Annotated in this window: 25 protein-coding genes; 1 reads left to right on the top strand and 24 read right to left on the bottom strand. The window is 39.9% G+C overall.

What is annotated here, in order from left to right; all coding sequences use genetic code 11:
- The first annotated feature begins 22 nt into the window (after positions 1-22).
- Positions 23-3,133 carry an efflux RND transporter permease subunit gene (locus tag LJ740_RS08225; RefSeq protein ID WP_229528594.1) on the top strand — a complete coding sequence of 1,037 codons (3,111 nt, stop codon included), beginning with the start codon at positions 23-25 and terminating at the stop codon, positions 3,131-3,133.
- A gap of 64 nt (positions 3,134-3,197) precedes the next feature.
- On the opposite strand, the gene qatD is transcribed toward LJ740_RS08225, so the two are convergent.
- The 24 genes from qatD to LJ740_RS08105 form a co-directional block, all read right to left on the bottom strand.
- Positions 3,198-3,929: a Qat anti-phage system TatD family nuclease QatD gene (qatD, locus tag LJ740_RS08220; protein WP_229528593.1), complete on the bottom strand. Its 732-nt coding sequence runs from the start codon at positions 3,927-3,929 to the stop codon at positions 3,198-3,200.
- The gene (gene qatC / locus LJ740_RS08215) at positions 3,926-5,260 is read right to left on the bottom strand and encodes a Qat anti-phage system QueC-like protein QatC (protein WP_229528592.1); all 1,335 of its coding nucleotides are present in this window, start codon (positions 5,258-5,260) and stop codon (positions 3,926-3,928) included. The genes qatD and qatC overlap by 4 nt, the downstream gene beginning before the upstream one ends.
- A complete protein-coding gene (locus LJ740_RS08210; RefSeq protein ID WP_229528591.1) occupies positions 5,253-6,140 on the bottom strand; it encodes a hypothetical protein in 888 nt (295 codons plus the stop codon). Before LJ740_RS08210 ends, qatC begins: the two co-directional genes overlap by 8 nt.
- Before the next feature lies 1 nt (position 6,141).
- Positions 6,142-7,902, bottom strand: a complete 1,761-nt coding sequence (locus LJ740_RS08205; protein ID WP_229528590.1) for a KAP family P-loop NTPase fold protein — start codon at positions 7,900-7,902, stop codon at positions 6,142-6,144.
- A gap of 11 nt (positions 7,903-7,913) precedes the next feature.
- Positions 7,914-8,489, bottom strand: coding sequence for a recombinase family protein (locus LJ740_RS08200; protein ID WP_229528589.1), 576 nt, complete (start codon positions 8,487-8,489; stop codon positions 7,914-7,916).
- A 154-nt stretch (positions 8,490-8,643) separates the two neighbouring features.
- Positions 8,644-9,018 carry a hypothetical protein gene (locus LJ740_RS08195; protein ID WP_229528588.1) on the bottom strand — a complete coding sequence of 125 codons (375 nt, stop codon included), beginning with the start codon at positions 9,016-9,018 and terminating at the stop codon, positions 8,644-8,646.
- Between the two features lie 18 nt (positions 9,019-9,036).
- Positions 9,037-9,294 carry a DUF5676 family membrane protein gene (locus tag LJ740_RS08190; protein WP_229528587.1) on the bottom strand — a complete coding sequence of 86 codons (258 nt, stop codon included), beginning with the start codon at positions 9,292-9,294 and terminating at the stop codon, positions 9,037-9,039.
- Between the two features lie 36 nt (positions 9,295-9,330).
- Positions 9,331-9,681, bottom strand: coding sequence for a hypothetical protein (locus LJ740_RS08185; RefSeq protein ID WP_229528586.1), 351 nt, complete (start codon positions 9,679-9,681; stop codon positions 9,331-9,333).
- Positions 9,682-9,728: 47 nt separating this feature from the next.
- Positions 9,729-10,100 (bottom strand): cation transporter, encoded by a 372-nt coding sequence (locus LJ740_RS08180; protein ID WP_229528585.1) that lies wholly within the window; start codon positions 10,098-10,100, stop codon positions 9,729-9,731.
- A 10-nt stretch (positions 10,101-10,110) separates the two neighbouring features.
- A complete protein-coding gene (locus LJ740_RS08175) occupies positions 10,111-10,533 on the bottom strand; it encodes a hypothetical protein (RefSeq protein ID WP_229528584.1) in 423 nt (140 codons plus the stop codon).
- Complete coding sequence (locus LJ740_RS08170; protein ID WP_229528583.1) at positions 10,517-11,182, bottom strand: methyltransferase family protein; 666 nt, start codon at positions 11,180-11,182, stop codon at positions 10,517-10,519. Before LJ740_RS08170 ends, LJ740_RS08175 begins: the two co-directional genes overlap by 17 nt.
- The gene (locus LJ740_RS08165; protein ID WP_229528582.1) at positions 11,175-11,501 is read right to left on the bottom strand and encodes a DUF2933 domain-containing protein; all 327 of its coding nucleotides are present in this window, start codon (positions 11,499-11,501) and stop codon (positions 11,175-11,177) included. The genes LJ740_RS08170 and LJ740_RS08165 overlap by 8 nt, the downstream gene beginning before the upstream one ends.
- Positions 11,491-11,838, bottom strand: a complete 348-nt coding sequence (locus LJ740_RS08160; protein ID WP_229528581.1) for a P-II family nitrogen regulator — start codon at positions 11,836-11,838, stop codon at positions 11,491-11,493. The genes LJ740_RS08165 and LJ740_RS08160 overlap by 11 nt, the downstream gene beginning before the upstream one ends.
- Positions 11,839-11,852: 14 nt before the next feature.
- A complete protein-coding gene (locus tag LJ740_RS08155) occupies positions 11,853-12,206 on the bottom strand; it encodes a cupredoxin domain-containing protein (RefSeq protein WP_229528580.1) in 354 nt (117 codons plus the stop codon).
- An 11-nt stretch (positions 12,207-12,217) separates the two neighbouring features.
- Entirely contained in the window at positions 12,218-14,461 is a 2,244-nt protein-coding gene (locus LJ740_RS08150) for a heavy metal translocating P-type ATPase (RefSeq protein WP_229528898.1), read from the bottom strand.
- A gap of 101 nt (positions 14,462-14,562) precedes the next feature.
- On the bottom strand, positions 14,563-14,976 hold the full coding sequence (locus LJ740_RS08145) for a MerR family transcriptional regulator (protein WP_138522053.1): 414 nt from the start codon (positions 14,974-14,976) through the stop codon (positions 14,563-14,565).
- An 82-nt stretch (positions 14,977-15,058) separates the two neighbouring features.
- A complete protein-coding gene (locus LJ740_RS08140) occupies positions 15,059-15,586 on the bottom strand; it encodes a c-type cytochrome (RefSeq protein ID WP_229528579.1) in 528 nt (175 codons plus the stop codon).
- 13 nt (positions 15,587-15,599) lie between these two features.
- The gene (locus LJ740_RS08135; RefSeq protein WP_229528578.1) at positions 15,600-16,796 is read right to left on the bottom strand and encodes a porin; all 1,197 of its coding nucleotides are present in this window, start codon (positions 16,794-16,796) and stop codon (positions 15,600-15,602) included.
- A gap of 115 nt (positions 16,797-16,911) precedes the next feature.
- Positions 16,912-17,334, bottom strand: a complete 423-nt coding sequence (locus LJ740_RS08130; protein ID WP_229528577.1) for a hypothetical protein — start codon at positions 17,332-17,334, stop codon at positions 16,912-16,914.
- A 147-nt stretch (positions 17,335-17,481) separates the two neighbouring features.
- Positions 17,482-18,333 carry a formyltransferase family protein gene (locus tag LJ740_RS08125; RefSeq protein WP_229528576.1) on the bottom strand — a complete coding sequence of 284 codons (852 nt, stop codon included), beginning with the start codon at positions 18,331-18,333 and terminating at the stop codon, positions 17,482-17,484.
- On the bottom strand, positions 18,321-19,007 hold the full coding sequence (locus LJ740_RS08120) for a heparan-alpha-glucosaminide N-acetyltransferase (protein ID WP_229528575.1): 687 nt from the start codon (positions 19,005-19,007) through the stop codon (positions 18,321-18,323). The genes LJ740_RS08125 and LJ740_RS08120 overlap by 13 nt, the downstream gene beginning before the upstream one ends.
- A 232-nt stretch (positions 19,008-19,239) precedes the next feature.
- Entirely contained in the window at positions 19,240-19,659 is a 420-nt protein-coding gene (locus LJ740_RS08115) for a hypothetical protein (RefSeq protein ID WP_229528574.1), read from the bottom strand.
- A 78-nt stretch (positions 19,660-19,737) separates the two neighbouring features.
- Entirely contained in the window at positions 19,738-20,556 is an 819-nt protein-coding gene (locus LJ740_RS08110) for a methionyl-tRNA formyltransferase (RefSeq protein ID WP_229528573.1), read from the bottom strand.
- A gap of 42 nt (positions 20,557-20,598) precedes the next feature.
- Positions 20,599-22,779, bottom strand: coding sequence for a TonB-dependent receptor family protein (locus tag LJ740_RS08105; protein ID WP_229528572.1), 2,181 nt, complete (start codon positions 22,777-22,779; stop codon positions 20,599-20,601).
- Positions 22,780-22,882: the final 103 nt, after the last annotated feature.

Below are 22,882 nucleotides of genomic sequence, written 5' to 3'. Positions count from 1 at the left end.
TCAGTATTATCGAGGTGAAAATATGATCGCTTGGATACTAGAATTATCTATCCGTAGACGTGGCACTATGTTGCTAATGGCGTTGTTTATCATCGCTTTAGGAATGTGGAACTATCAGAAGCTACCTATTGATGCTGTGCCAGATATAACCAATGTACAGGTACAAATAAACACGCAAGCTCAAGGTTATTCACCGTTGGAAACAGAGCAGCGGATCACGTTTATCGTCGAAACGGGCTTGGCGGGTTTACCTAAGCTGGATTATACCCGTTCACTTTCTCGATATGGCCTGTCGCAAGTGACTGTTGTATTTGAAGAAGGCACAGATTTGTATTTTGCCAGAAACCTAATCAATGAGCGACTTAGCGCAATTAAGGAGCAACTACCGTTTGGCATTGAACCAGAAATGGGGCCAATTGCTACGGGCCTCGGCGAAATATACATGTACAGTTTAACTGCCGACGAAAGTGCAAAGCAGAATAGTGGCCTACCCTATGATGAGATGGCGTTACGGGAGATCCATGACTGGGTAGTGAAACCACAACTTGCATTGGTTAAAGGGATTACGGAAATCAATGCAATTGGGGGCTATAAAAAGCAATACCATATCAATCCTGATCCTTTAAAGATGTTGCACTTCGGTGTTACCAGTGAAGCGCTATCAAATGCAATAATGCGAAATAATGCAAATCAAGGGGCTGGATTCATCGAAAGAAGCGGACAGCAAATTCTTGTTCGTTCACAAGCTCAGTTGCAATCTATTCAAGACATCCAAAACGTCATTATTAAAAGCGACGACGGCACACTTGTAAAAGTTAAAGATGTCTCCGAGGTTGCAATCGGAAAAGAGCTTAGGACTGGTGCCGCATCACTGAAAGGCAAGGAAAGTGTGATTGGAACAGCAATGATGCTGGTAGGAGAAAATTCACGCTCAGTGGCATTGGCTGTTGGTGACAAGCTTAGTGAAATCCAAAATAGTTTACCTCAAGGAGTGTCCATAGTTCCCTTATATGACAGGACAACGCTGGTTGATAAAGCAATTAGCACTGTACAGAAAAATCTCATTGAAGGCGCACTACTGGTTATCTTTGTACTGTTCCTATTACTGGGTAACATACGCGCCGCTTTAATTACCGCCGCAGTCATTCCTTTGGCAATGTTGGCAACAATCACAGGCATGGTTCAAAGCAAAGTCTCGGCGAATTTAATGAGTTTGGGAGCCTTGGATTTTGGATTGATTGTCGATGGTGCGGTAATAATCGTTGAGAACTGCATTAGGCGGTTAGCAGAAAGCCAAAAACGAAATGGTTCAATCATTTCTCTGAAAGAACGGCTAGACATTGTTTATTCTGCTACCAATGAGGTAATACGACCTAGTGTTTTTGGCGTATTGATCATAACGATTGTCTATGTGCCTTTGTTTACCTTGACGGGTGTAGAGGGCAAAATGTTTCATCCGATGGCCGCAACGGTGATCATCGCTCTATTGTCTGCAATGGTATTTACCTTCACACTCGTCCCCGCTGCGGTTGCTTTATTCTTGAAAGGCAAAATCAGCGAAAAAGAAAGTCCGATAATTGTCGGTGCTAAGTCAGTATATCGTCCGGTTTTGAAGTGGGCTTTAAAACTACGTTGGCTAGTTGTTTGCGGCGCTGCTTTACTTGTGACATTTAGCATATTACTTGGTAGTAAATTAGGATCTGAATTTGTTCCTCAACTTAATGAAGGTGACATTGCACTGCACGCGATGCGTATTCCGGGCACGGGTATTGACCAAGCTGTAGAAATGCAGAAGATACTTGAACAACAAATTATAAAATATGATGAAGTTGTTACGGTGTTTTCAAAAACGGGCACAGCAGAAGTGGCGACAGACGCTATGCCGCCAAATGTGACTGATACTTTTCTGATATTAAAGCCTAGAGAGCAATGGCCCAACCCCAATTTAACAAAAGCGGATTTTGTTGAAAGACTGGAAAAAGATCTCAGTTCCATTCCCGGCAATAATTATGAGTTTACTCAACCAATTCAGATGCGATTTAACGAATTAATTAGCGGAGTAAGAGCTGATTTGGGGATTAAGCTCTACGGTGATGAGCTATCCCAACTTGTCAGCTCTGCACAAGAAATTTTGGCTACACTCAATACCATTTCAGGTGTTGCTGATGCGCGGCTTGAACAAGTTGATGACGTGCCTATATTTACCGTTAACCCCAAGCCTGAAGCACTAGCGCTATACGGGTTAAATGCAAGCGACTTACAATCTTGGTTAAAAACAGTCGTGTCAGGTGAAGGCGCAGGGTTAATATTCGAAGGTGATCGTCGATTTGAAATTGTAGTTAGATATCCAGAGCTGTTGAGAGCCAACCTTGATCAGCTAGGTAATTTGCCAATCGCAACAGGTAGTAGTGAGTTTGTACCTGTAAGCGAGGTTGCAGAGCTAAATTATACAACGGTTCCAAGTCAAATAAGCCGAGAAAATGGTAAGCGACGAATTGTAGTTACCGCAAATGTTAGAAACCGAGATCTAGGCTCATTCGTACAAGAGGCACAGCAAAAAATTCAACAAAACGTTGAATTGCCTGCTGGTTATTGGCTTGAGTACGGCGGAACATTTGAGCAACTTGAGAGTGCAACACAAAGATTATCCATCGTAGTACCTGCCACATTGTTTGTAATTTTGACACTGCTTGTCATAGCATTTAGTTCAATAAAAGATGCCCTGATCATATTTAGTGGTGTGCCTTTAGCACTTACAGGCGGCGTACTGGCTTTGTGGTTAAGAGACATGCCTCTTTCAATTTCTGCTGCTGTTGGATTTATCGCTCTTTCAGGGATAGCTGTATTAAATGGACTGGTGATGTTGTCATTCATTAAACAGCGATTACTTGAAACAGGAGAGCTAATAAACTCTATTATCGAAGGTGCAACTATCAGGCTTCGCCCTGTATTAATGACCGCTTTGGTTGCTAGTTTAGGTTTCATTCCTATGGCATTAAACGTCGGAACTGGAGCTGAAGTTCAGAGGCCATTAGCGACGGTGGTAATTGGAGGAATTATTTCCTCGACTTTACTTACTTTAGTCGTTTTGCCTGTTCTATATAGAATTGTTTATAGCAAATACAAATCTTAACTTTAATTTGGAGGCTTCTCGTAATTTTTTAGAGAAGCCTTTTTATTAAGTTGCCCTGTTTTACTCAATTTACAGCAACTATACATCTAAAATTTAATGAGAGCTGGTCAATTATTACAGTATTTTGAGTTGCCCAAATATCAGCTAAATAACCAATGACAGCATCACTATCGGAAGGAAACAATATTTTCCCTTTTACCTTGGCAAATGGACCATCAGTTTCAAGTAAAACCCTATCTTGAGGTATCCATGATATTACTTTCTTGCCTCTAGCTGAAGTTAGCATGGCTGGCCCAATTGAGAAGAAACAGCCTAACTCGACGGCTTCTAGAACTTGCTTCTTAGTACCTAAAAACCAATGAAGAATGGCAGTACCAGCATTGGGGTATAACTTAAGTTGTTCAAGTACTTCACCTGTCGCATTAAGACTATGGATAGTTAGTATTTTGTTATCAAAGCCTTCACATTTTTTCAAAATATGCGTGAAAACCTCTAATTGATCATCAAAGTAATCAGCATAACCTTTTGAGCCATCCAGCCCAATTTCTCCAATATATCTAGTTCTATCAACTAGCTTATCGAATAGAGGTAATTCATTTTTCCTTAGATGAGCAAGTTGAGGGTGCAGTCCCAAAGCCGTTTTGCAGTGTTTTATGCCACTTGTTAACTGGACCGTACCTTCAAACGCTGAAGGCACCGTAGTTACTGATAGCACGTAATACTTACTGCTTTTTATGTCGTTCAATACCTCTTGATGATCTGGATATAAATCAACGTGGCAATGAAGGTCCATCATGACGATTTATCCGCTTGGAGAAATAATTCAACCTCTGCCAATCCTCGCTTAATAGTTGATTCTAATTTTTCTCGTATATGTTTATCTTGCGGTATCGGCCCCGACATTCGTAACCAAGAACGATAATTATCTGTTTTCTTCAACCGAATAATGGCAGTTTGAACCGCTTGGAGATCATCACGCGTATCTTTTTCTTTGATAAGCCCTTTCAACCGCTTTGTTTTGTATGGCGCATCTTGTGTAAAACCAGCATGAAAAACTGACGCTCTTCGAATAAGACAAGGTACACAATGCCCACACTGTTTATGCTCTCTGTGCCAATGACTGCATGAAACGCTCAAGGGAACGGCTTTTCTAATTGCGTCTTGATCAAAACATTCCGCTAACATTTCACCTTTAGTTTTGAATTGATACGGATTTACAAATTTGACATGAAACCCAGTGTCTCTAAGCAAAGATTCAAGCCTGTTTAGAAAATTAGGATGAGTAGTTCTAGTACTATGGCTACCAATCCTTCTTCTGGTAAGCGGCGGATTTATAGAAATATAGCCATTCTCAGGGACGACAATGGTTTCAATACTGCTATCGCAATTAGCATTTCTTAAGGCTGATATACCAAGTACCGTCATAGCTAGAAAATTGAAGCTTCTTCCCCTCATGCTAATGTCAGTTTTACCTTCTAAATGCTTAATTATGTGAGGAGACATTGAATAGGACAATTCGCCGAATGGCGGGGATAATAATTGCTTAATATCTTCCTGTTTCGCACCATCACCACGATAAGCGTGACTAACCAAAAGCGGTTTTAAATCTGACTCTCCGTTTAAAATGTCAATTGCACCAACTGCGCTATCAAGACCACCAGAAAAAAGGCAAACTGAGTTGAGTCCAATTAATGACTTTGCCTTTGCTTTCGCTTGCTCACTATTTTTAGGAGCAGGCATTGCCATAGTTGTTTTTTCAAACGTAAATCGCCATTGGTCCCCTGTTAGAAAGTTGAGCAAAGAACTTAGTTCAGGCTCTACAAAATTCCACATATCCTCATCGGTAACAGGAACATGCAAGTGCATTTTTCTAGCCCATGCATTTTCTGCATTATCCCTCAATTCAAATGTATCAGCGGCGGTAACGGCGGTTGCAATTGTTATGAGGTCTATTGCATCAGCATCTACATGCAATCCTAAATCACGTACTGTTTGAAGCAATTGCTTTGACACTAAGCTGTGCTTAGTAATGTCATTTTGATGCGTATGAAACATTTGGACAGGATGACAATCATCAGAAAAATCAGGCAAGTTAGCTGGGTCATGGTTAAAATAAAAATTAGTCATCAAAGCTCTCCCATTCATCAACCGTCATAGCAATAGCATCGGCTTGAATTTTAGTAATATTTTCTTTGCTAATAGTACTGGGGTTGCCATTAGTTACTTTGTCTAACTGCTCTTGCGTGATCACTTTTATTAATTCCCTTAATTCAACTTCCATTTGATGATGCTTGCTTGCAGGCTCAACGTGAAACCAAGCTCTGCCCATTCCTTCTACAACATCTTGAAATATAAGATCTGTTAAATAACAGCCTATGGCTTCTTGGATAACTTCGTCGGTAAAACTGTTAGGATCAAATTCTTCAGTATCGGGTAGCGCTTCTTCTAACGCGTAATCTAACGCAACTCTAACAGCATCCGAATCGGCATTATCAGGTGCTAAATGACTAGCAATTTTGTCAATTGCTTGGTCAGTTGATAACCCAGTTAAATCACCTAATGACAAGCTTTGATTATTAATCGTTACGGTGTCGCCACGCATGACACCAAGCAATCCAGAACCAGCAGTTATGCCGCTTGCTAGTCTCCGGCTTGTGTTTTTACCTCCGCCAGAGCCTTTTCTAGAGTAACTTTTTAATGAACGCCTTAGATCTGAGGTTGAGCCACCTGTTTGTGCATATTTACCAAATGCTCTTCTGGCACTGGCAAACCTATTTGGAGGCGGTGTTGCTGTAGGTGAACCACCGATTTCTTGTTGAACCTTGTCATTGTCAATATCATTGCTATTGTCATTCTGATCATCAGCTTGATTATTATCAGAGCCAGTTTGATCATCCCCATCAGTACCTGATGCAGGTTCTATTGTGACTGGATCTCCTTGCTCTGCCCAAGATGGAATAAGTGGACTCTTGTTATTCGGTCCTGTTGACGATGCGGACGTACCCATATTATTTAGTTCCCTCTAGTTCTTTTAAAATTGGATTAAGCCATCTTTGGCGGGGCAAGCTTTTTAAAAATGTAAGAAGACTTAAGCAACATTTATCATCCTGCTTGGCAAGTAGTACCGCTCCATAAATGCCTGTTGGTCTTTCGGTCCAATCACCAATCAACTTAAAGTTTTCAATCAAACCATCCATGACTGACATATATTCTTCCTTCGGTGTTGTGGTAATAGCTGTAGAGTTAACGCCACTGACCCTAACCTTTTGCTTCATTAATTCTTCTACAAGTTTTTGAGCGGCTCCAGACATTACCGCATTTACAGCGCCCATTGGAATGCTTTCTCGACTCAGATATGCCGCTGGAGTCAAATCCATCTCAGTAAACATTGGAGGTAATTTTGACCATTTATCAATAAAAGCTAAGTCCAGCTTCCACTCTTCAGGTAACTTTATTTCGTCAAATTCAACTTCTGAATTTTCGAGATCCGCTAATACTTTTGGATATCCGTTTTCCTTATCAATTAATTCATAAAGCTTGTTAGTAGCCTGAGTGCCTAAGCACCTCTCAAAAATGACCAGCTTAGTGATAGTTTTTTCGTCAAGCTGCATTCCTCGACGGTGAGCCGTTTTCTTTCTCATCTTCACTTGGTTCAGTAATCGCTTAACTATGCGAGGGTTGCCGTTAATGTTTGTAGATTCAGCTAATAGTGGAGCTAACTGCTCAGCAACTACAAATTTACTTCTGAGTTCTGAATGCTTTTCGATTGCGTGATCTTGAAGTAGCTCATCAACGGTTATTTGTGGTTGTTTCCACGACAGCCTTAATGACTCTTCAAGGGCACATCTTATCGTTTCTAATTGCGCATCGGTAACGCCGTGGTCTTGAGCAGTAAGCATCATTAAATATGCCCTTATCTCCAGAACGCCGGGTCTTGGTACATGCACAGGAATTTGAATAAGCTTGTCTAAATAATCAGTTTGATGTCGTTGAGATGCACCTTTGTGATACTCAGGCACTGCCAAGCGGATCATGTCTTCATCGGCAGCAATGACAAATGCGGTATTTGGTAAAAATAGAAATAACCTGATCGCCTCAAGTGTTGAAATGGCATTAAATGGAGAACAGCGATCTAAGTTATCGACATAGACAATAAGTGGCTTATCAAACTCATCTAACAGATCAGAATATGCTTTTCGGAACTCTTTAATTTCTTTAGGAGGTGAGAATGATTTCTTATCTTTGATCAAACCTTTGTTTTTCTTCGCTACATTCTTAGCGCCATCGACAGCACCTTTTACATCATCAACATCCAGTTCACCATCGTCACCACCACTGAATAGTCCCATGATCTTTTGTATACCACCCATAGTTGGTATACCAGCTAATGCCGCACCACCATCCATTAGTAGTCCCATCAGTCTGATCTTATCTATTCGTCCAGCAAACTCTTTCGCTTTTGCACTTAGGTTTTTATCGTCCGCTGCTTTTTTAACTAAAGTCGATGCGATTGTTTCTAATAGCGCTGCTTTAGCATCATCGTATCCTTGGAAAGTCCATGCATCGAAATGCACTTGGATATATTCTTGTTCATCAGTCTCCAAAGATGCTTTGGTAAGTTCAAGAATCGTCGATTTTCCTGCGCCCCAATCACCAAAGACACCGATGCTAATAGGCATTAATTCCTTTTCAGTTATAAGATCTTTAATCGACTCAGCCGTTTCATTAAAATTTAAGAAATCAATTTTTGATTCTTTATCAGACCACATAACATCTCCTTTTATTTATTATTTTTCTGTTCCATTCTTTCAATAGTTCGATGAACCGTCGGGCGGCTAACAGAATATTTCTTCGCTAATGCAGAAATCGATTCACCAGATAATTTATCTTTATATAGTTCTTTCGCTTCTTTGTCTGACAATGCAGGCAATCTGCCCATATGTTTTCCCTTAGCCTTAGCCTCTTCACGACCTTCTGCTGTTCTGGCTTTTATAAGATCCCGCTCAAGTTGAGCGAATACTCCACATAGGTTGATCATGGCGGTGGCAAACGGGTTATCATTTTTAGTATTAAGGGAGCCGTCAATAATATTTAAACAAGCGCCCTTTTTGTGGATACTTTCAATAGCCTCAAGAATAGACTTTAATGATCGGCCTAGACGATCAAGGCGGGTAACAATTACTTCATCACCTTCCCTGATAAAATCGATTAATTCCTTTAGCTTTTCTTCATTTCTAACCGAAGCACCAGACTGTTTGCCTTGAAATATTTTTTCACAGCCATGAGCGTCAAGCTTGGACAGTTGAACATTCAAATCTTGTTCTTTAGTTGAGACTCTTGCAAAACCAACTTTCATATGTACGAAACCTGTGACTTTCGTACACCTTAACAATTAGGTGAACGAAAGTCCACAAAATACATTTCGTTCATGAACGAAACTAAATGCCATCTTTAGTTTAACATCCGTTACTTTTATTTATACTTTTTAATAATCAGGCAAATAGTAAGCATCATTGAATCCACCTTAACGCGCTACTCAGGTCACTAAAGTGTTCAGTATTATTAATAGAGCATCCCGGAAACTCGGTTATATCTATTTGAACAACTTTTGACTTATCTCCAACAATAGCTTTCCTCGCTGAAGTAACTCCAGTAGAGCGTATTTGCATTGATATTGGTTCTACGTTACAGCAACTACTAACAACTACACCCTTAAAACAAGATAGATCCAAAATAAAATTAACAGACTGGTTATCAGAAGATAGCTCAGCGCGAATCTCTTCCAAATATTGTTTTAATCCGTTAACGGTTAATTCACCAATTAACTCAATAATTAATGTATTGCCCAACCATTGCTTCAAATAATGTCCTTGAGATAATTCCACTAAAATTTACCTTCTCTGCTAACTTGATTGCATATTATAGATTTTAGCGATCAGCCAGCCAGTGATCCCCATCAATAACGCCCATAAAAAGCCACCAATAAATACCCCTATAAAGGACATATGCCAGCCCATGCTTTTCCAATCAGTATGTAACATGTTTCCAGTCATACCGGACATCATATCAGGCATCACCATAACCAGAACTGAACACACAACCCAAACAATGGCAAAGGCGGCGGCACAAGCCAACGCAAAAGCTTTTTCATTAAGTTTCATCGTTATTCTCCTATGGTGGCTTTCGCCACCACTTCATTAGTCTTCAAGTTCCACCATATCTTTCGCCGCAATGTCACCAGATAGGAGTTTTACCGTTGCGAAGTGATCATTCACAATTTTAGTAATTTGTACCGTTCCCACTTTTTCAATGGTGTACGGATCATCACCTTCACCCGGCGCAATTTCCTCATGGAATCTAATAACACTATATTTTTGTCCAATCTCTGCGCCATGTTTAGCACCAATACAAATCAGAGTTCGATCAGTAGACTGCTCAACCACTTGGCCTCTCATCATATTTTTGTGATAAAACGCAGTATTGGAACAACCTGCCAAAAAGATACCGAATACAACTAGCAAAAGAATTTTTATATTGGATGTTTTCATCATTTTTTCCTCATCTAAATTATTAACTGAGCAAGCTCATCGTAAGCTTACTTGTTTTTCCGGCTTGCACCCGGAGGAACTTTGTGACAACTCCACGGTTTATGAGCAGCGTTGTCTTTAACATTCTGATCAACAAATTTGTAGTAACTTTCTTTAGTGTGCGTCCACCAATCATCATGAACATCGGCACCATGATTGCGAATAACTTGCTCAATCCCATCAAGGTTGATATTTGCCGCATCATATGCGAGGTGTATTTCACCTTCTTTGATGTTGTAACTAACTTCATCAATACCAAAAAGCTGATCAATTTCTTTTACTAACTCGTCACAGTTTTCTTCTGTGACATTACTTAGCCTTAAATTTCGAACAACTAAATTCTGCTCTCTAACGCCAACTCTATGATCTAAATCGCTCATGGTTTACCTCCTAATGTGAGTGAGAGTGATTTTGTTTTTTGCCTTTCATTTCTGTCATCTTTTCTTTCATTTGAGGCATCATGTTTTCCATCATTTCCAGATGATGTTCAGCCATCTTGATTTGCTTATGCATTGGCATTGCTTCCATGTTTTTGTGCATGGATTGCATCATCTTCATCATTGAGCGGTGATGTTCAGCCATCATCTGCTTTTGCTTTTCAGGATCTTTTTCAGCTTTAATGGCATGAACTTCCTTTTTCATTTCCATCATTTTTTTATGCATTTTTCCCATGTTCTCATGCGACATTGCCATGCCTTGATGCATATCAGATTTTTCCACGCGTTTATGTTTATGCTCATTGTTTTGAGCAAATAAACTTGTAGCCGCCAATAGAGAGCTGACAAATAAAATTGATTTACCTAACGTTTTCATGATTTTTACCTTCTATGTTCTTATTAAAATTTGGAATCCAACTTGGTGTCGATTCCATATATCTGTGGTACTCCGAACCAAATTCAGCAATCGCTTGTGCCTCTTCGCGCTTCGCGAGTTTGACGTAAACAACGACTAAAATTGGAAACATCGCAAGTGTTGGGATGGTCGGCCACTGCAATAAAAAGCCGAACATGATTAGAATGAAAGCTACATACTGTGGGTGGCGACACCTTGCATACCATCCAGTTGTAGCCAATTGATGATGTTTTTGCGCGTGATGCAATACATTCCATGCTGAAGACAACATAAAGAAGCCAGCGACAATAAACACCATACTCGCTATATGAAATGGGTCCCAATGGGCATCACCTTCAAATCCAAAGAAAGTATGCAATAAGTGCCCATTTTCATGCGCAAAGAAGTTAACTTCTGGATAGTTTTCAGTTAACCAACCAGACAAAAAATAGATAGTTAAAGGAAAGCCATACATTTCAGTAAATAGGGCGACAATAAAGGCGGAGAACGCTCCTAAACTTCGCCAATCAGTCGATGTTTTTGGTTTGACAAAACTAAAGGCAAAAAAGATAAAAATTGCTGAGTTTAGTATCACCATTGACCATAAGCCATAATCATATGTCTCATTCATCACGGTTCTCCTTTTTATGTAATTCCTTACGTCCTTCCTCTAACCCTTGTATGTAGCCGTCACGATAGGCAGCATTTTTATCCGTGAGTTCTTGAAAGCTCTCTTCCTTTTTCTCATCAGGCGCATGTGAATGATCGTGGCCATGTTTGCCATGCATAAATACGTGCATCAACGGGCATAGCAATAAAATCAAGTAAGGAAGAAATTGCAGTACATGCTGTCCATGTTCAAAGATTAAAAAATAGGTGGCTGCGGCAATAAGCACCAATGCAGCCCAACCCGTGGGTGTTGACCAAAATTTAGGGTGCTCATTTTTCATGTTGGCCTCCTATTGACCGTAAATCTTCTGCTAAAGCTTCAGACTTAGAATTTATCCAGTAGAGATTATCCACAGGAGAGACGCTAACTAATCCTTCTCCTTCAACGTTGGTATGCGCTGCATCAAGCAAAACTTCAGCAACATGTTCTGCATCGTCGAAGGCGACGTAAATGGTCATCACTATATGTGCTGATAAGTGATTTCTATTGTAGGTATCAGCATATGCGCCTCTGCCCATCGCTTTATGGATAGTAAAGCCTTTATAGCCATGTGAAAGTAGCGCCTCTTCTACTCGCGCTAATACCATTTCATCAAAAATGGCTGTCACTTTTTTCATGTTCATAAACCCTCCTAAACAACCTTTAAGACACCGCGATACATTTGCATCTGACAATGAAACTCATGCTCTCCCGGTGATAAGTTCAATAAGGTAATTTGAGTAACTTCATTTAATTTAAGCTGCTCGCTTATCTCCAATGATGGAATAAGCATTGTTTCAGCGCAGGGTGATTGATCTTTGCGCATAAACTTCAGAGTGACAGGTTGACTAGCAGACACTTGGATTGAGGATGGTGAATACACGCCATCCCTCACTTCAATGAGTACTTCATTATCTTGAACAATTGTTTTATTGGGTTTGTATAGCCAAAACCACCAAACAATCAGTGCGATTAACACTAAGCCTAATAAGTTAATTACCATCATCGTGTTTCTCCTTAATGCTCTTTTGCTTTAAACAAGCGAAGTCGATTTGCATTTGACACTACAGTCAGTGACGAAAACGCCATTGCAGCACCTGCAATTACAGGGCTAAGCAGAATGCCAAAGAAGGGATATAGAATCCCCGCAGCAAAAGGAATCCCGGCTATGTTATAGACAAACGCGCCAAACAAGTTTTGTTTTATATTTCGTAAAGTAGCTTTGCTTACCGCTATGGCATCAGCTAGGCCATGAAGTGAACCACGCATTAGGGTAATGTCAGCACTTTCGATAGCTACATCAGTCCCTGTGCCTATTGCGAAGCCAACATCGGCTAACGCTAGCGCAGGAGCATCGTTGATGCCATCTCCTGTCATACCAACAATTTCGCCGCCTTCTTGTAGCTCTTTCACCTTGTTGGCTTTATCTTCTGGCAGCACTTCAGCAAGAAACTCACTAATACCCGCTTTTTTGGCAACAGCAGCAGCGGTTTCCTTGTTATCACCCGTTAACATGATGACGCGTATACCATTAGCCTGAAGTCGTTTGATAGCAGAGATTGAGTCTGACTTAATAGGATCTGCAACAGCAATGATTGCTGCAAGTTCACCATCTACAGCAAAGTACATAGGTGTTTTGGCTTCTTTGGCTAAAGACTGCGCTTGTTCAACAAAGCTAGTGAGGTCTATGCCTTTTAACTTCATTAGTTTATCGTTTCCGAAAAGCAGGGCTTTATTGTTGCAGCTTGCTTCTACACCAAAACCCGTAATGGCGTTAAACGCTTCAATTTTTAGTAACTCAATATCCTTATCTAACGCACTTTCAACAATCGCTTGCGCTAAAGGGTGCTCTGAGCCGCTCTCTAAACTTGCAGCAAGCTGTAGTACGTCTTTTTCGTCCGTAGCTTTTGCTAAAACAATATCGGTTACCTTAGGTGCCCCTTCAGTAATAGTGCCCGTTTTATCTAAAATCATGGCAGTGATTTTAGAGGCGGTTTGCAGTGCTTCACCGTTTCGAATAAGCACGCCTGCTTCTGCGGCCTTTCCTACTCCGACCATGACAGACATGGGCGTTGCCAAGCCCAAAGCACATGGGCAGGCAATAATGAGTACAGTAGTTGCTGATACGATGGCAAAAGCAATTGCTGGCTCAGGTCCAAAGTTAAGCCATGCTAGCGCACTTAACACAGAGATGATCATGACAACAGGAACGAAAAAAGCTGAAATAACATCAGCCAAGCGGCCAATCGGCGGTTTAGAATTTTGTGCTCGTTTCACCATATTGATGATTTGCGCAAGCGCCGTGTCTTTTCCAACACGTGTGGCTTTAAACATAATCATGCCTGATTTGTTCAAAGTACCAGCGACAACCTCATCTTCTTCGGCTTTTTCAACAGGCATAGGCTCGCCTGTCAGCATGGACTCATCAATAGAGGTGTGCCCTTCCAATACCACACCATCGACGGGAATTTTTTCGCCCGGTTTTACCTTTACAATATCGTTAAGTAAAACCTGCTCAATACCAATCTGAACTTCTTTGCTATCACGAACTACGGTTGCCGTTTTGGCCTGCAAGCCGATAAGACGCTTAATGGCCTCAGAGGTTTTACCTCTGGCTTTTATTTCTAATGCCAGACCTAAATCAATTAAGCCAATGATCATGGCGGTAGCTTCAAAATAAACATGCCGTGCCATTAATGGAACGGCGTCAGGTGCAAACACGACAACCATCGAATACAGCCAAGCTGTACCTGTTCCCAAAGCTATTAGGGTGTCCATATTAGCGGAGTGGTTTTTAAAGCTTTTCCAAGCGCCAACATAAAAATGCTTACCTGAAAAATACATAACACCAAAAGTTAAAATGCCGACAACCAGCCAAGACATGCGTTCAAGATTTGTTTCAACCGTCATCTCTCCAACCACAATGCTGTAGATCATCAAAGGAACGCCGAGTGAAAGGGCAATAAACGTATCGCGCATTAGTTTTTTATAATATGCCCAATCAGCCGCTTCTTTCTCGTCAAGCGCATCTGCTGCCGAGCTATCATCAATTGGCTTCGCGTTATACCCCACAGACTCAACAGCTTTGATCAATTCTTCTGTCTTAGCTGTCCCAGAAACTGTTACAGTCCTATCAGCAAAATTCATTTCCGCACTGACTACACCAAGGGTTGCCTTTAACGCCCCTTCAATTTTGCCTACACAGCTAGCACACCCAGCTCCTTCAATGATGAGCTGTTGGTTATGTGATACTTTCTCCAACGTATTCTCCTTACTTTTACACGAAGAGGATTGAGCTTTTGCCTGACAGCAACAGCCTGATTCGGTTTCTATATTTGTATTAGTAGTCACCATTTTTCCTCCTATGCCTTTTTAATTTGCTCAAAGTTTTCGATGAGATGACAAACCATGTTTGCAGTCGGCGCTTTGTCTTCCATTTCTTCCCATTGAGAAAGAGCTGAAGACATTTTTCCTCGAAGTGCCAACATTGCTTGAAACTGTTTTTCTGTTTCTTCAAGCCTCTCTTTGATCAGGCTTCTGACTAATGGGCACGCACTTTTACCATCTTCAGATTCATTAAGAATTTGCTTGATATCAGCAACGGAAAAACCAAGGTTTCTGGCACTTAAAATGAATTTAAGTCTCGATACCTCCTTATTCGAGTATGACTTGTAGCCGTTCACTGACTTAGCAGGTTTTAACAGTCCCAATCGCGTGTAATAGCGCACCGTATCAGCAGTCGTTCCAAGGCTTTTTGCCAGCTCTGTTACTTTCACATTTACTCCTTAGTTTTTCACTTAAGTTTGTACTCTCACCTACAGCTTAGACCTGTGTCTAAGACACAGGTCAAGCGCTTCCTTATGATTTAATGTACTCAGCTATTGCTTTTATCTGTTGCTCGTTTAGCGGCATTTTAGGCATAGGAGAAGATGAGTTATTAAACTGAGGGTTCTGGAGCTTCTTAATAAAGAAGCCGATCCCTTTGTTTTTAATCGTTTCATCTAGCGCTGGGCCAACAGTGCCACCATCACCTTTCAATGAATGGCAGCCTTGGCAACCAAATTGAGTAAACAATTGCTTTCCGTCAGGCGCTATTATCTTTTCTGGCGCTATTTTTTGTGCCAAAGGTACGCTTTGGCTAGTTAGTTCCAAAAATTCAAGAACAGCTTGTGTTTCTTTACCTGTTAAATGCGCCTTTTCTCGCATATGCGGCATAATGACTTTCCATTCAGGAATAGAAAATTCATGAACAGCACGAGCGTTATGGCATCTTGCACAGTTGTTATTGATCACTTCTGCACCTGATATTTTCTCTTCGGCATAAATGCTAAAAGCAGACAAAAGAGATAAACTGATAACCAGTAATATTTGAATAATTGATTTCATTTAAGTGTCTCCCTTAAAAGCCATAGCTGTATTGAATAGCGAAGCGCTTATCATCTTCACCATCCTGAACGGTTGTATCTTCGTATGTCGCCTTAATGACTGCTCGGCTGTCTAGCCAGTAATTAATGCCATAAGCCCAACGCTCCGCTTCGTTAATTTTATTGGTCTCGGCATATTCAACGACGAAATCTGTTCCCTGTAATACATTGAACATTTTTCCTGCCATAAAGGTTGCTTGGAGATACCAGCCATTGCGATCAAATGTGATCACTTTGTTTTCTTCATGTTCATCTTCTTCGAAGGAATCGGTTTCTGTTTTGATGAATTCCCCTCTGACGATGTAATGGTTACCAATCCAGTTGATATCAAAGCCAGTTGCTGTAAATCCTAGCTTTTCATCGTATTTTGCCGTGTAATAGGAAGCACCGACTTCAATTCCCGGAAGAAAGGCATAAGCAATACGACCGCCAAATGCTTTATTAGAATTGTTATCCGCACTCGTCGCTTCAAACGCGAGTTCTGGAAGTTCCCAAGCATGAGCATCTACTTCTTCATGCTCCTCTTCCTCCTCCGCATGTTCATCAACAACCTCTTCTTCGTGTTCATCCAATACAGGTTCATCATCATGAGCATCTTCTTCATCGTCATGTGGAGCCTCGGCAGCAAGACCATTGGTCATATATACATCAAAGAAAATCTTCTGATTTTTACCCAAAGGAATAATGTGTTGAATGCCAACACCAATATCACTCATCACGGGTAACAAACCTTGCATAGGTTGATAGCCACCATGACCGCCTAACCCACCATAAATACCGGGAGAGAACGCTGAGCGATTAATCCAGCTAGGATGTTGATTCGGTCCATATTGGCCGAATGGGAGTAGAAATTTACCTGCGGTAAAAGTAGTTGTATCTGAAAGGAAATAATGAATATCAGCGTATTCAAGCTCGATTTCAGTTTCCCCATTTTCATCGACTGAGATTTCAGTTTCAGCTTCTATATGCATTTTGTCACTGAGACTAAACAAGAATATAGGTACAAATCGCGCACTGAATGCACTTGTATCCATCAATTTACTGTCTTCGTATTTTACGTCTCCATACCCCGCTAACGCGAAGCGACTATTATTTTGTTGTTCATTCGCTAAGAGTTGCCCACTCGCAACAGCGGTAGCTATTGCAAATGGCAATAATTTGAGCATGTTCATCATGCCTCCCAAAAATATTGTGCTGATTGTTCAAAACAGTTGGTTATTTAAACCAATGAATAAATCGTTCAATTTTTGATGGGACTGGCGAAAAAAAGACGCACTGATCCCGTGATTAGCCAATAATTGGGGGACGATAAGGTAAGAGATGGATGCCAGAGGCTGGCGGGGGTATCCGTTGAATAATTAATTCTAAGCTAAAATTGCTGCTACTTGCTTCTTCCTCTTGCACAAGAAAGGCATTTAAATGAAAGCTTGCACAAAAGCCACCTTCGCAGCAAAGACAATCGCCCGCTTTACACTTTTCACACTCCTCATCAGCATGATCGTGCTTAGCATCTTGTGAATTTTCAACGTGATGGTGACTATTGTCATTGATTGATTGATGATGCATATCTTTAGCGGGTTGCATAATTTGCGTATCAAAAGAGTCCTTATGATGTTCTTCACAATTCATCGGTTTAGCAACAGTAAAGCCATGCTGCGTAAGCAACACGGTAATCATTACTATTTTAAACCACCTGAAAAGTCTAAACATGTTAATTCCTTCTATAGTACCTACAATAATAGTCCCTTTATGAAAACAATTTTATGATCTAGAACAAACTTTGAACTAAAACCTATGTTCTAACCCAGCACTTAAAATCAGCTTCAAAGCATTTTGTACACACGTTTAATATGTTAACTACTCTAGTACTGCTGAGTTTACTAGCCCCATTCTACTTTTAATAAGAACAGCAAAGCCGCCATTAATAGCCACACTAATCAACGCTTGATCTTCAAAAATTATGCAGCCTAGCTTGTAGTCATGTTTGAAATCGGTTATCTCTAATTGGCTGACAATAACAAGCTCTCCTTTCAATTTTACTAAGATGCCAAAATGCCCATATTGACGTATTGCTTGCCTAAATTGTTGAGTGTCATTGCGCCACGACATGATTCTTCTTTCTATGCTAGGATGCTTCCAATAAGTAGCTAACAGTTCTTGTTGTGGCGTAGCGCTCTCATAGATAGCTTCGAGAGCATTTAATAAGGTTTGCAGTAAAGATTCCGCTAGCAAGCTTGACTTCACCATTAAGGAGGAGATGGATTCATTTTGTACAACTTCAAATTGCTCTTGGAGCAAGATATCTCCACCATCGAGCACATCCGTGAGTTTATGTATACTGACGCCTGCAAATTCTGGTAGCTCAACTAAATATGTTAGTGGAGTAGGGCCTCTTCCTTTAGGTAAAAGCGTGGGGTGAATATTGAAAGCATATTTTACATCTGTTATCGGCAGTCTATATCCATAGTCAGCAACGACAAAAAGAGTCACTCCAGATTTTATATGTTCATCAAGCTCTTCTTTCGTCGGTTTTAATGAACGTGTTACTATTTTATGTATATCACTAAGCCGTTTAACGATACTTGCATTTTCCTCTACATCATTGATATAAACAGCTTCAACACTTAAGCCTTGCTTAATCAAAAGTGCCAAACAGTTTGAAAATAGATTGTTTCCAAAATAGACGACTTTCATATTTAATTGATCCATTCTATGGCGCTAAAACCAGCAAAAAGTAAAGGTTGATGAAGCAGATAAATCAGTAAAGAGTGTTGACTAAGCGATGTCACATAAGGGTGTATTGCTTTTTGATTGGCTGGGTCCAGACCAAAGATTCTGAAATGTGTAGCCCAGATACCAAGCAACGGCAAAGCTAACCAAGGAAACAGAGAAACTAAGTCACTAGGATGTTTTGAAATGTAACCTTGAATATAGTTAAAAGGCCAATTCCAAGGTATATCTAAAACTATATATGCTGTAAAAGTAAGCATAGATAATAGCAAAGCAAGTTTAGGTCTTCCGACCAACCATACTAACAATACTGTTGCGACTGCAATAAAGTGTAAAACACCAAAGTAAATCCAATGCTCAGGGAAAGTAATAAGTGACGATAAGGTCACTAAGAACGCCGCGCTAGATATCTTAAATAGCCGCCAATACAACTTCTTCGGTAAATTACCGTTCTGGTAGGAATAAACCAAACTGGCACCAACAGAAAACAAGAACAAGCTGACGATTACTGCTCTTAGCTCTTTCCAGAAAAAACCATTAGGTATGTCTGTTGTAACATAGCCAAAATGGTTTAAATCCCAGATAAGATGAAAAGCCACCATCAATGTAATTGCGGTAGCTCTTATCAAGTCAATATAACTGTTCCTTTGCATTTTACCTTCTTTAAATATATAGAAAGAACTTTCACTGACTATCTAATTGCTAAGCGAAATATGTTTAGAAAAAACTTACCAAGCGAAGCTCTCAACTCTCGTTCTATGTTATTGACCATTTCATAAGTTAAGCCCTTCGTAGCAGTAAATAGCTGCCTGATACTAATGAACCGATTCAATAAACAAGATGTTTTAATATTGGGTTGTATTGACTAGTCAAAGACCCCTTTGATTAGCCTATTATTGGAGGGCGATAGGGTATAAAATGAATACCTGAGTTTGGAGATGAGATCCTGTGCATAATTGATGCTAAATCAATTACCTTAAAATAAGAAGGCCCTTCTTGGGATAGGTAAGCGGTCACTAGAAAACTTGTACAAAAGCCACCTTCACAACACAAACAATTCCCAACTTTACATTTCTCACAATCTTTATCAGTATGACTGTGCTGCATATTGTCATTATCACTTAAGTGTTGATGGCTGGATACATCGATACTCTGATACTTATGCTCTTTACTTTGGGTTATTTCTGTAATTGAAGGCTCTTTGGAATGTTCAATGCAGTTCATTGGTTTAGCAATAATATAGCTGTGCTGCGTCATTAACACCGTAAGAATTACTATTTTTAACCAGTTGAACAGTTTTAACATTTTTTCCTATAAACCTTAGTAACACGATAGTTTACACTTTAATAAATTCCAATAACTTAAAATGGAGTTATGGCTGCTCTACCCCTGAATACTTCTGCACTTGGGGATACATAAAAAACCGTCTATTACAGCAATTGCCAGTAAGTCACAGTCTTCATAGATTAGAGTTCCGGTCTCATAATTATGCTCAAAGCAGACCGCTTCAATGTTGTTTATTAATACAGGCTTATTGTCAATTTTCATAAAAACTCCCCAGTGACCAAACCGTCGAACTAAACGTTTAATCTCTTCAATATTCATATCCCAATTAAGCACTCTATCTTCCAGAGATAAGGCTGGGCAATAACTTAAATCCTTGCAGTCTTGTGGGATAGCGTTGCTATAAGCTTCTTCTAAGTTGTTTAAAAATTTCTTCAACAGTTTACTTGCCAGTAAACTTGTTTTTACCATTATAGAAGATACGGATTCACCTTCTGAAATGCTCAATTTCTCTTGTAATATGATATCTCCAGCGTCAAACTCACCTGCCAATTTGTGAATTGTTGCTCCAGCAAAAGCAGGGGCTTCAACAACATAAGGTAAAGGTGTGGGTCCTCGACCAGCAGGCAGTAGAGTCGGGTGAATGTTGATTGCATAGTTGACTCTTGTTTGAGGTAATTTAAATTTGTAGCTAGCAACAACAAATAGTTCAACTCCGTCGTCAATTAACCGCAATAAATCCTCATAACAGGGCCTAGTTGACACCAGTTCAATACCTAATTTTTCACAGTAGTGTGAAATTTTGACTGCACTGTCTATTGGCTCATTAATATATACCTTAGTAATTTCAAAGCCTTTATTTAAAATTGATTCGAAGCAGGAAAAAAATACATCTCCGCCAAAATAAGCTAATTTCATAATTAACTCCTACAAAAAATAATCGTTCTAATAAAACTCAAATCAGAAAGAGTATTCATACCCCAATATTAATGAGCGCGGTTTTCCAACCATAATCGACCCATGTGCGCGAGAGACCATGTATTTCTTTCCTAATAAATTATCTACACTAATACTCATTGTGTGTTTATGAGATAGTTCATAGATAGCTCGAAAATCTAGCAATGTTCTAGCTTCGATTAATTGATCAACTGGTATTTGTCCTTTACCCGCCGAAGAACGCGATTTCCCAACATACCTAAAGAGTAAGTTTCCTTCCCAGCTTTCTCCATGTGCCCCTAGTGATAGCTGTAATTGATTTTCAGGGATATACGGTAACTCAAAACCTGAATAAACCTCTCCCCAAGTATCCAACTTGGATTCAAAGCTATTCTTAAACCTACTCTTTGAATAGGTATAGGAGGCATTTATAGGAAAACGAATATTACTCGCAGTGAAATCATACCCTAGCTTTAACTCCACCCCTTCTACTTGCACTTTACCCGCATTATATTGGTCACCCACATTATCATCGCTACACCCCTGACTGACCGTACAGTTTCCGTGCATATTTTTATAATCCGAATAAAAAACTATGGCCTCGCTGTTAACAGAACCTAGACTACTTCTTAAGCCAATTTCGTAATTGGTACTTTTCTCAGCTTCACTACTCTCATTTCCGGGAGCTGGAGGAGAAAATCCCTTATTAACGTTGGCTAATACAACAAAATTATCTGTCATAGCGCATGTGAAGCCTAATGAGGGTAGAAAAGCTGATGACGAATTTTTAGCTTCTTTAGGTAAGTAATTTCTACTTGGATCAGCCTTCCCCCAGTCTTTTCTTTTTATATCTACATCTTCAAATCTAAACCCCAACCGAATATTCAGATCGTCATGTTGATATTCATCTAATAAAAATAGTGATAAGGCTTCGGCGCTATCAATTCTGTTTGAATCAGTACCAGCTACTCCAGCAGAGGTTAATGTCATGGAAGAATCTGTATTCAGACTGTAGCTATCTATCCACTGATATCTATCCATTTCATCATAATGAACTCTTATGCCTAGTTTTAGGTTGTGATCTTCAATATCGAAGTCGAAGTGAGACTGAAGCCCTTTAGATATATAACTTCGATTATTTGCTTTCAAATCGACGTTTAGCGGTTCATCTAGCAACCCATGATCAAACATAGCCGCAAGCTCAATCCCACCGTCAGATAAACCTTTCCCTCCAATTTTACTCGCTTTATACCAATTACGATTAAAGTCGTTAAAATACAAGCTTGTAACGATTGAAGAAAAACTATTTAATTGCACAAAGTGATTTACTTGAAATTGAAAGTGTTCTGTTTCAATGTTGTCTTTCTGGGATGCGGCATACCTGCTATAAGGTTTTTTTTGGTAATCGTCATTAGTTAAACCCATGTATGTTTCGTTGGCTTTTTCATCTGAATACTTCAGTTTAAATTCGATTTCTTGATAAGTACCAAAGAAAGCATCTGAGCTAAACATCGTTTTCATCAATACATCATTTTTGTTGAAGCCCGAATCTACTTCCGTTTGATTAATATCTTTAAAGCCGTCAGCTTGATAACTAAAAACCTCAATCAAGCCACCAATATTATCGCCTCGTCCTCCTACATAGGTATGTATTTTAGCGAAACCATCTTGTCCCCCGTTCACTTGAAAAAAGCCTGAAAGGTTCTCTTCTGGTATTTGCCTCGACAACAAATTTATAGCTCCTCCTATATTGCGAGGACCATAAAGTACACTCGATGCTCCCTTATGAACTTCTAACTGCTGAATTCTCCCAAATGTTGGGAAGTAGTATGCGGAAGGAGCTGAATAGGGCGCTGGTGCAGCTAACACATTGTCTTCAAGAACCGTTATCTTCTCACTCCGGTTTTGGCCCGACCCCCGCATTCCTATGTTTGGCCTTAGACCATAACCGTCTTCTTCTAACACATATACACCGGGGACACTCGTTAGTACTCGCATAATGTCAGAGTAATCAAAGGTGGCTAATTCTTTTTCAGCTAAAACCTGAACACTTCCCGGAATATTACTAATGCCATTGGATTTGCCTACAATGGTCAAGCGTTCAATACTATTTGGGCTATTTACTTCTGCCATAGCCGTATGACTAAAACTTACAATTAAACTAATGCTTATCGAATTTTTTACTAATTTAACAATACAATTCATTTTTTTATACTTAAAAACAACAACCAAAACGATAATTATTTAAATAATTATCGACTACATGTTACCTAGATAACGATAAGTCCTTTTATCGACTTAGCTAGAA

Source organism: Planctobacterium marinum (assembly GCF_020687805.1).
In the GTDB taxonomy this organism is placed as follows: domain Bacteria; phylum Pseudomonadota; class Gammaproteobacteria; order Enterobacterales; family Alteromonadaceae; genus Planctobacterium; species Planctobacterium marinum.
This window is presented reverse-complemented; position numbering and strand designations above follow the sequence as displayed.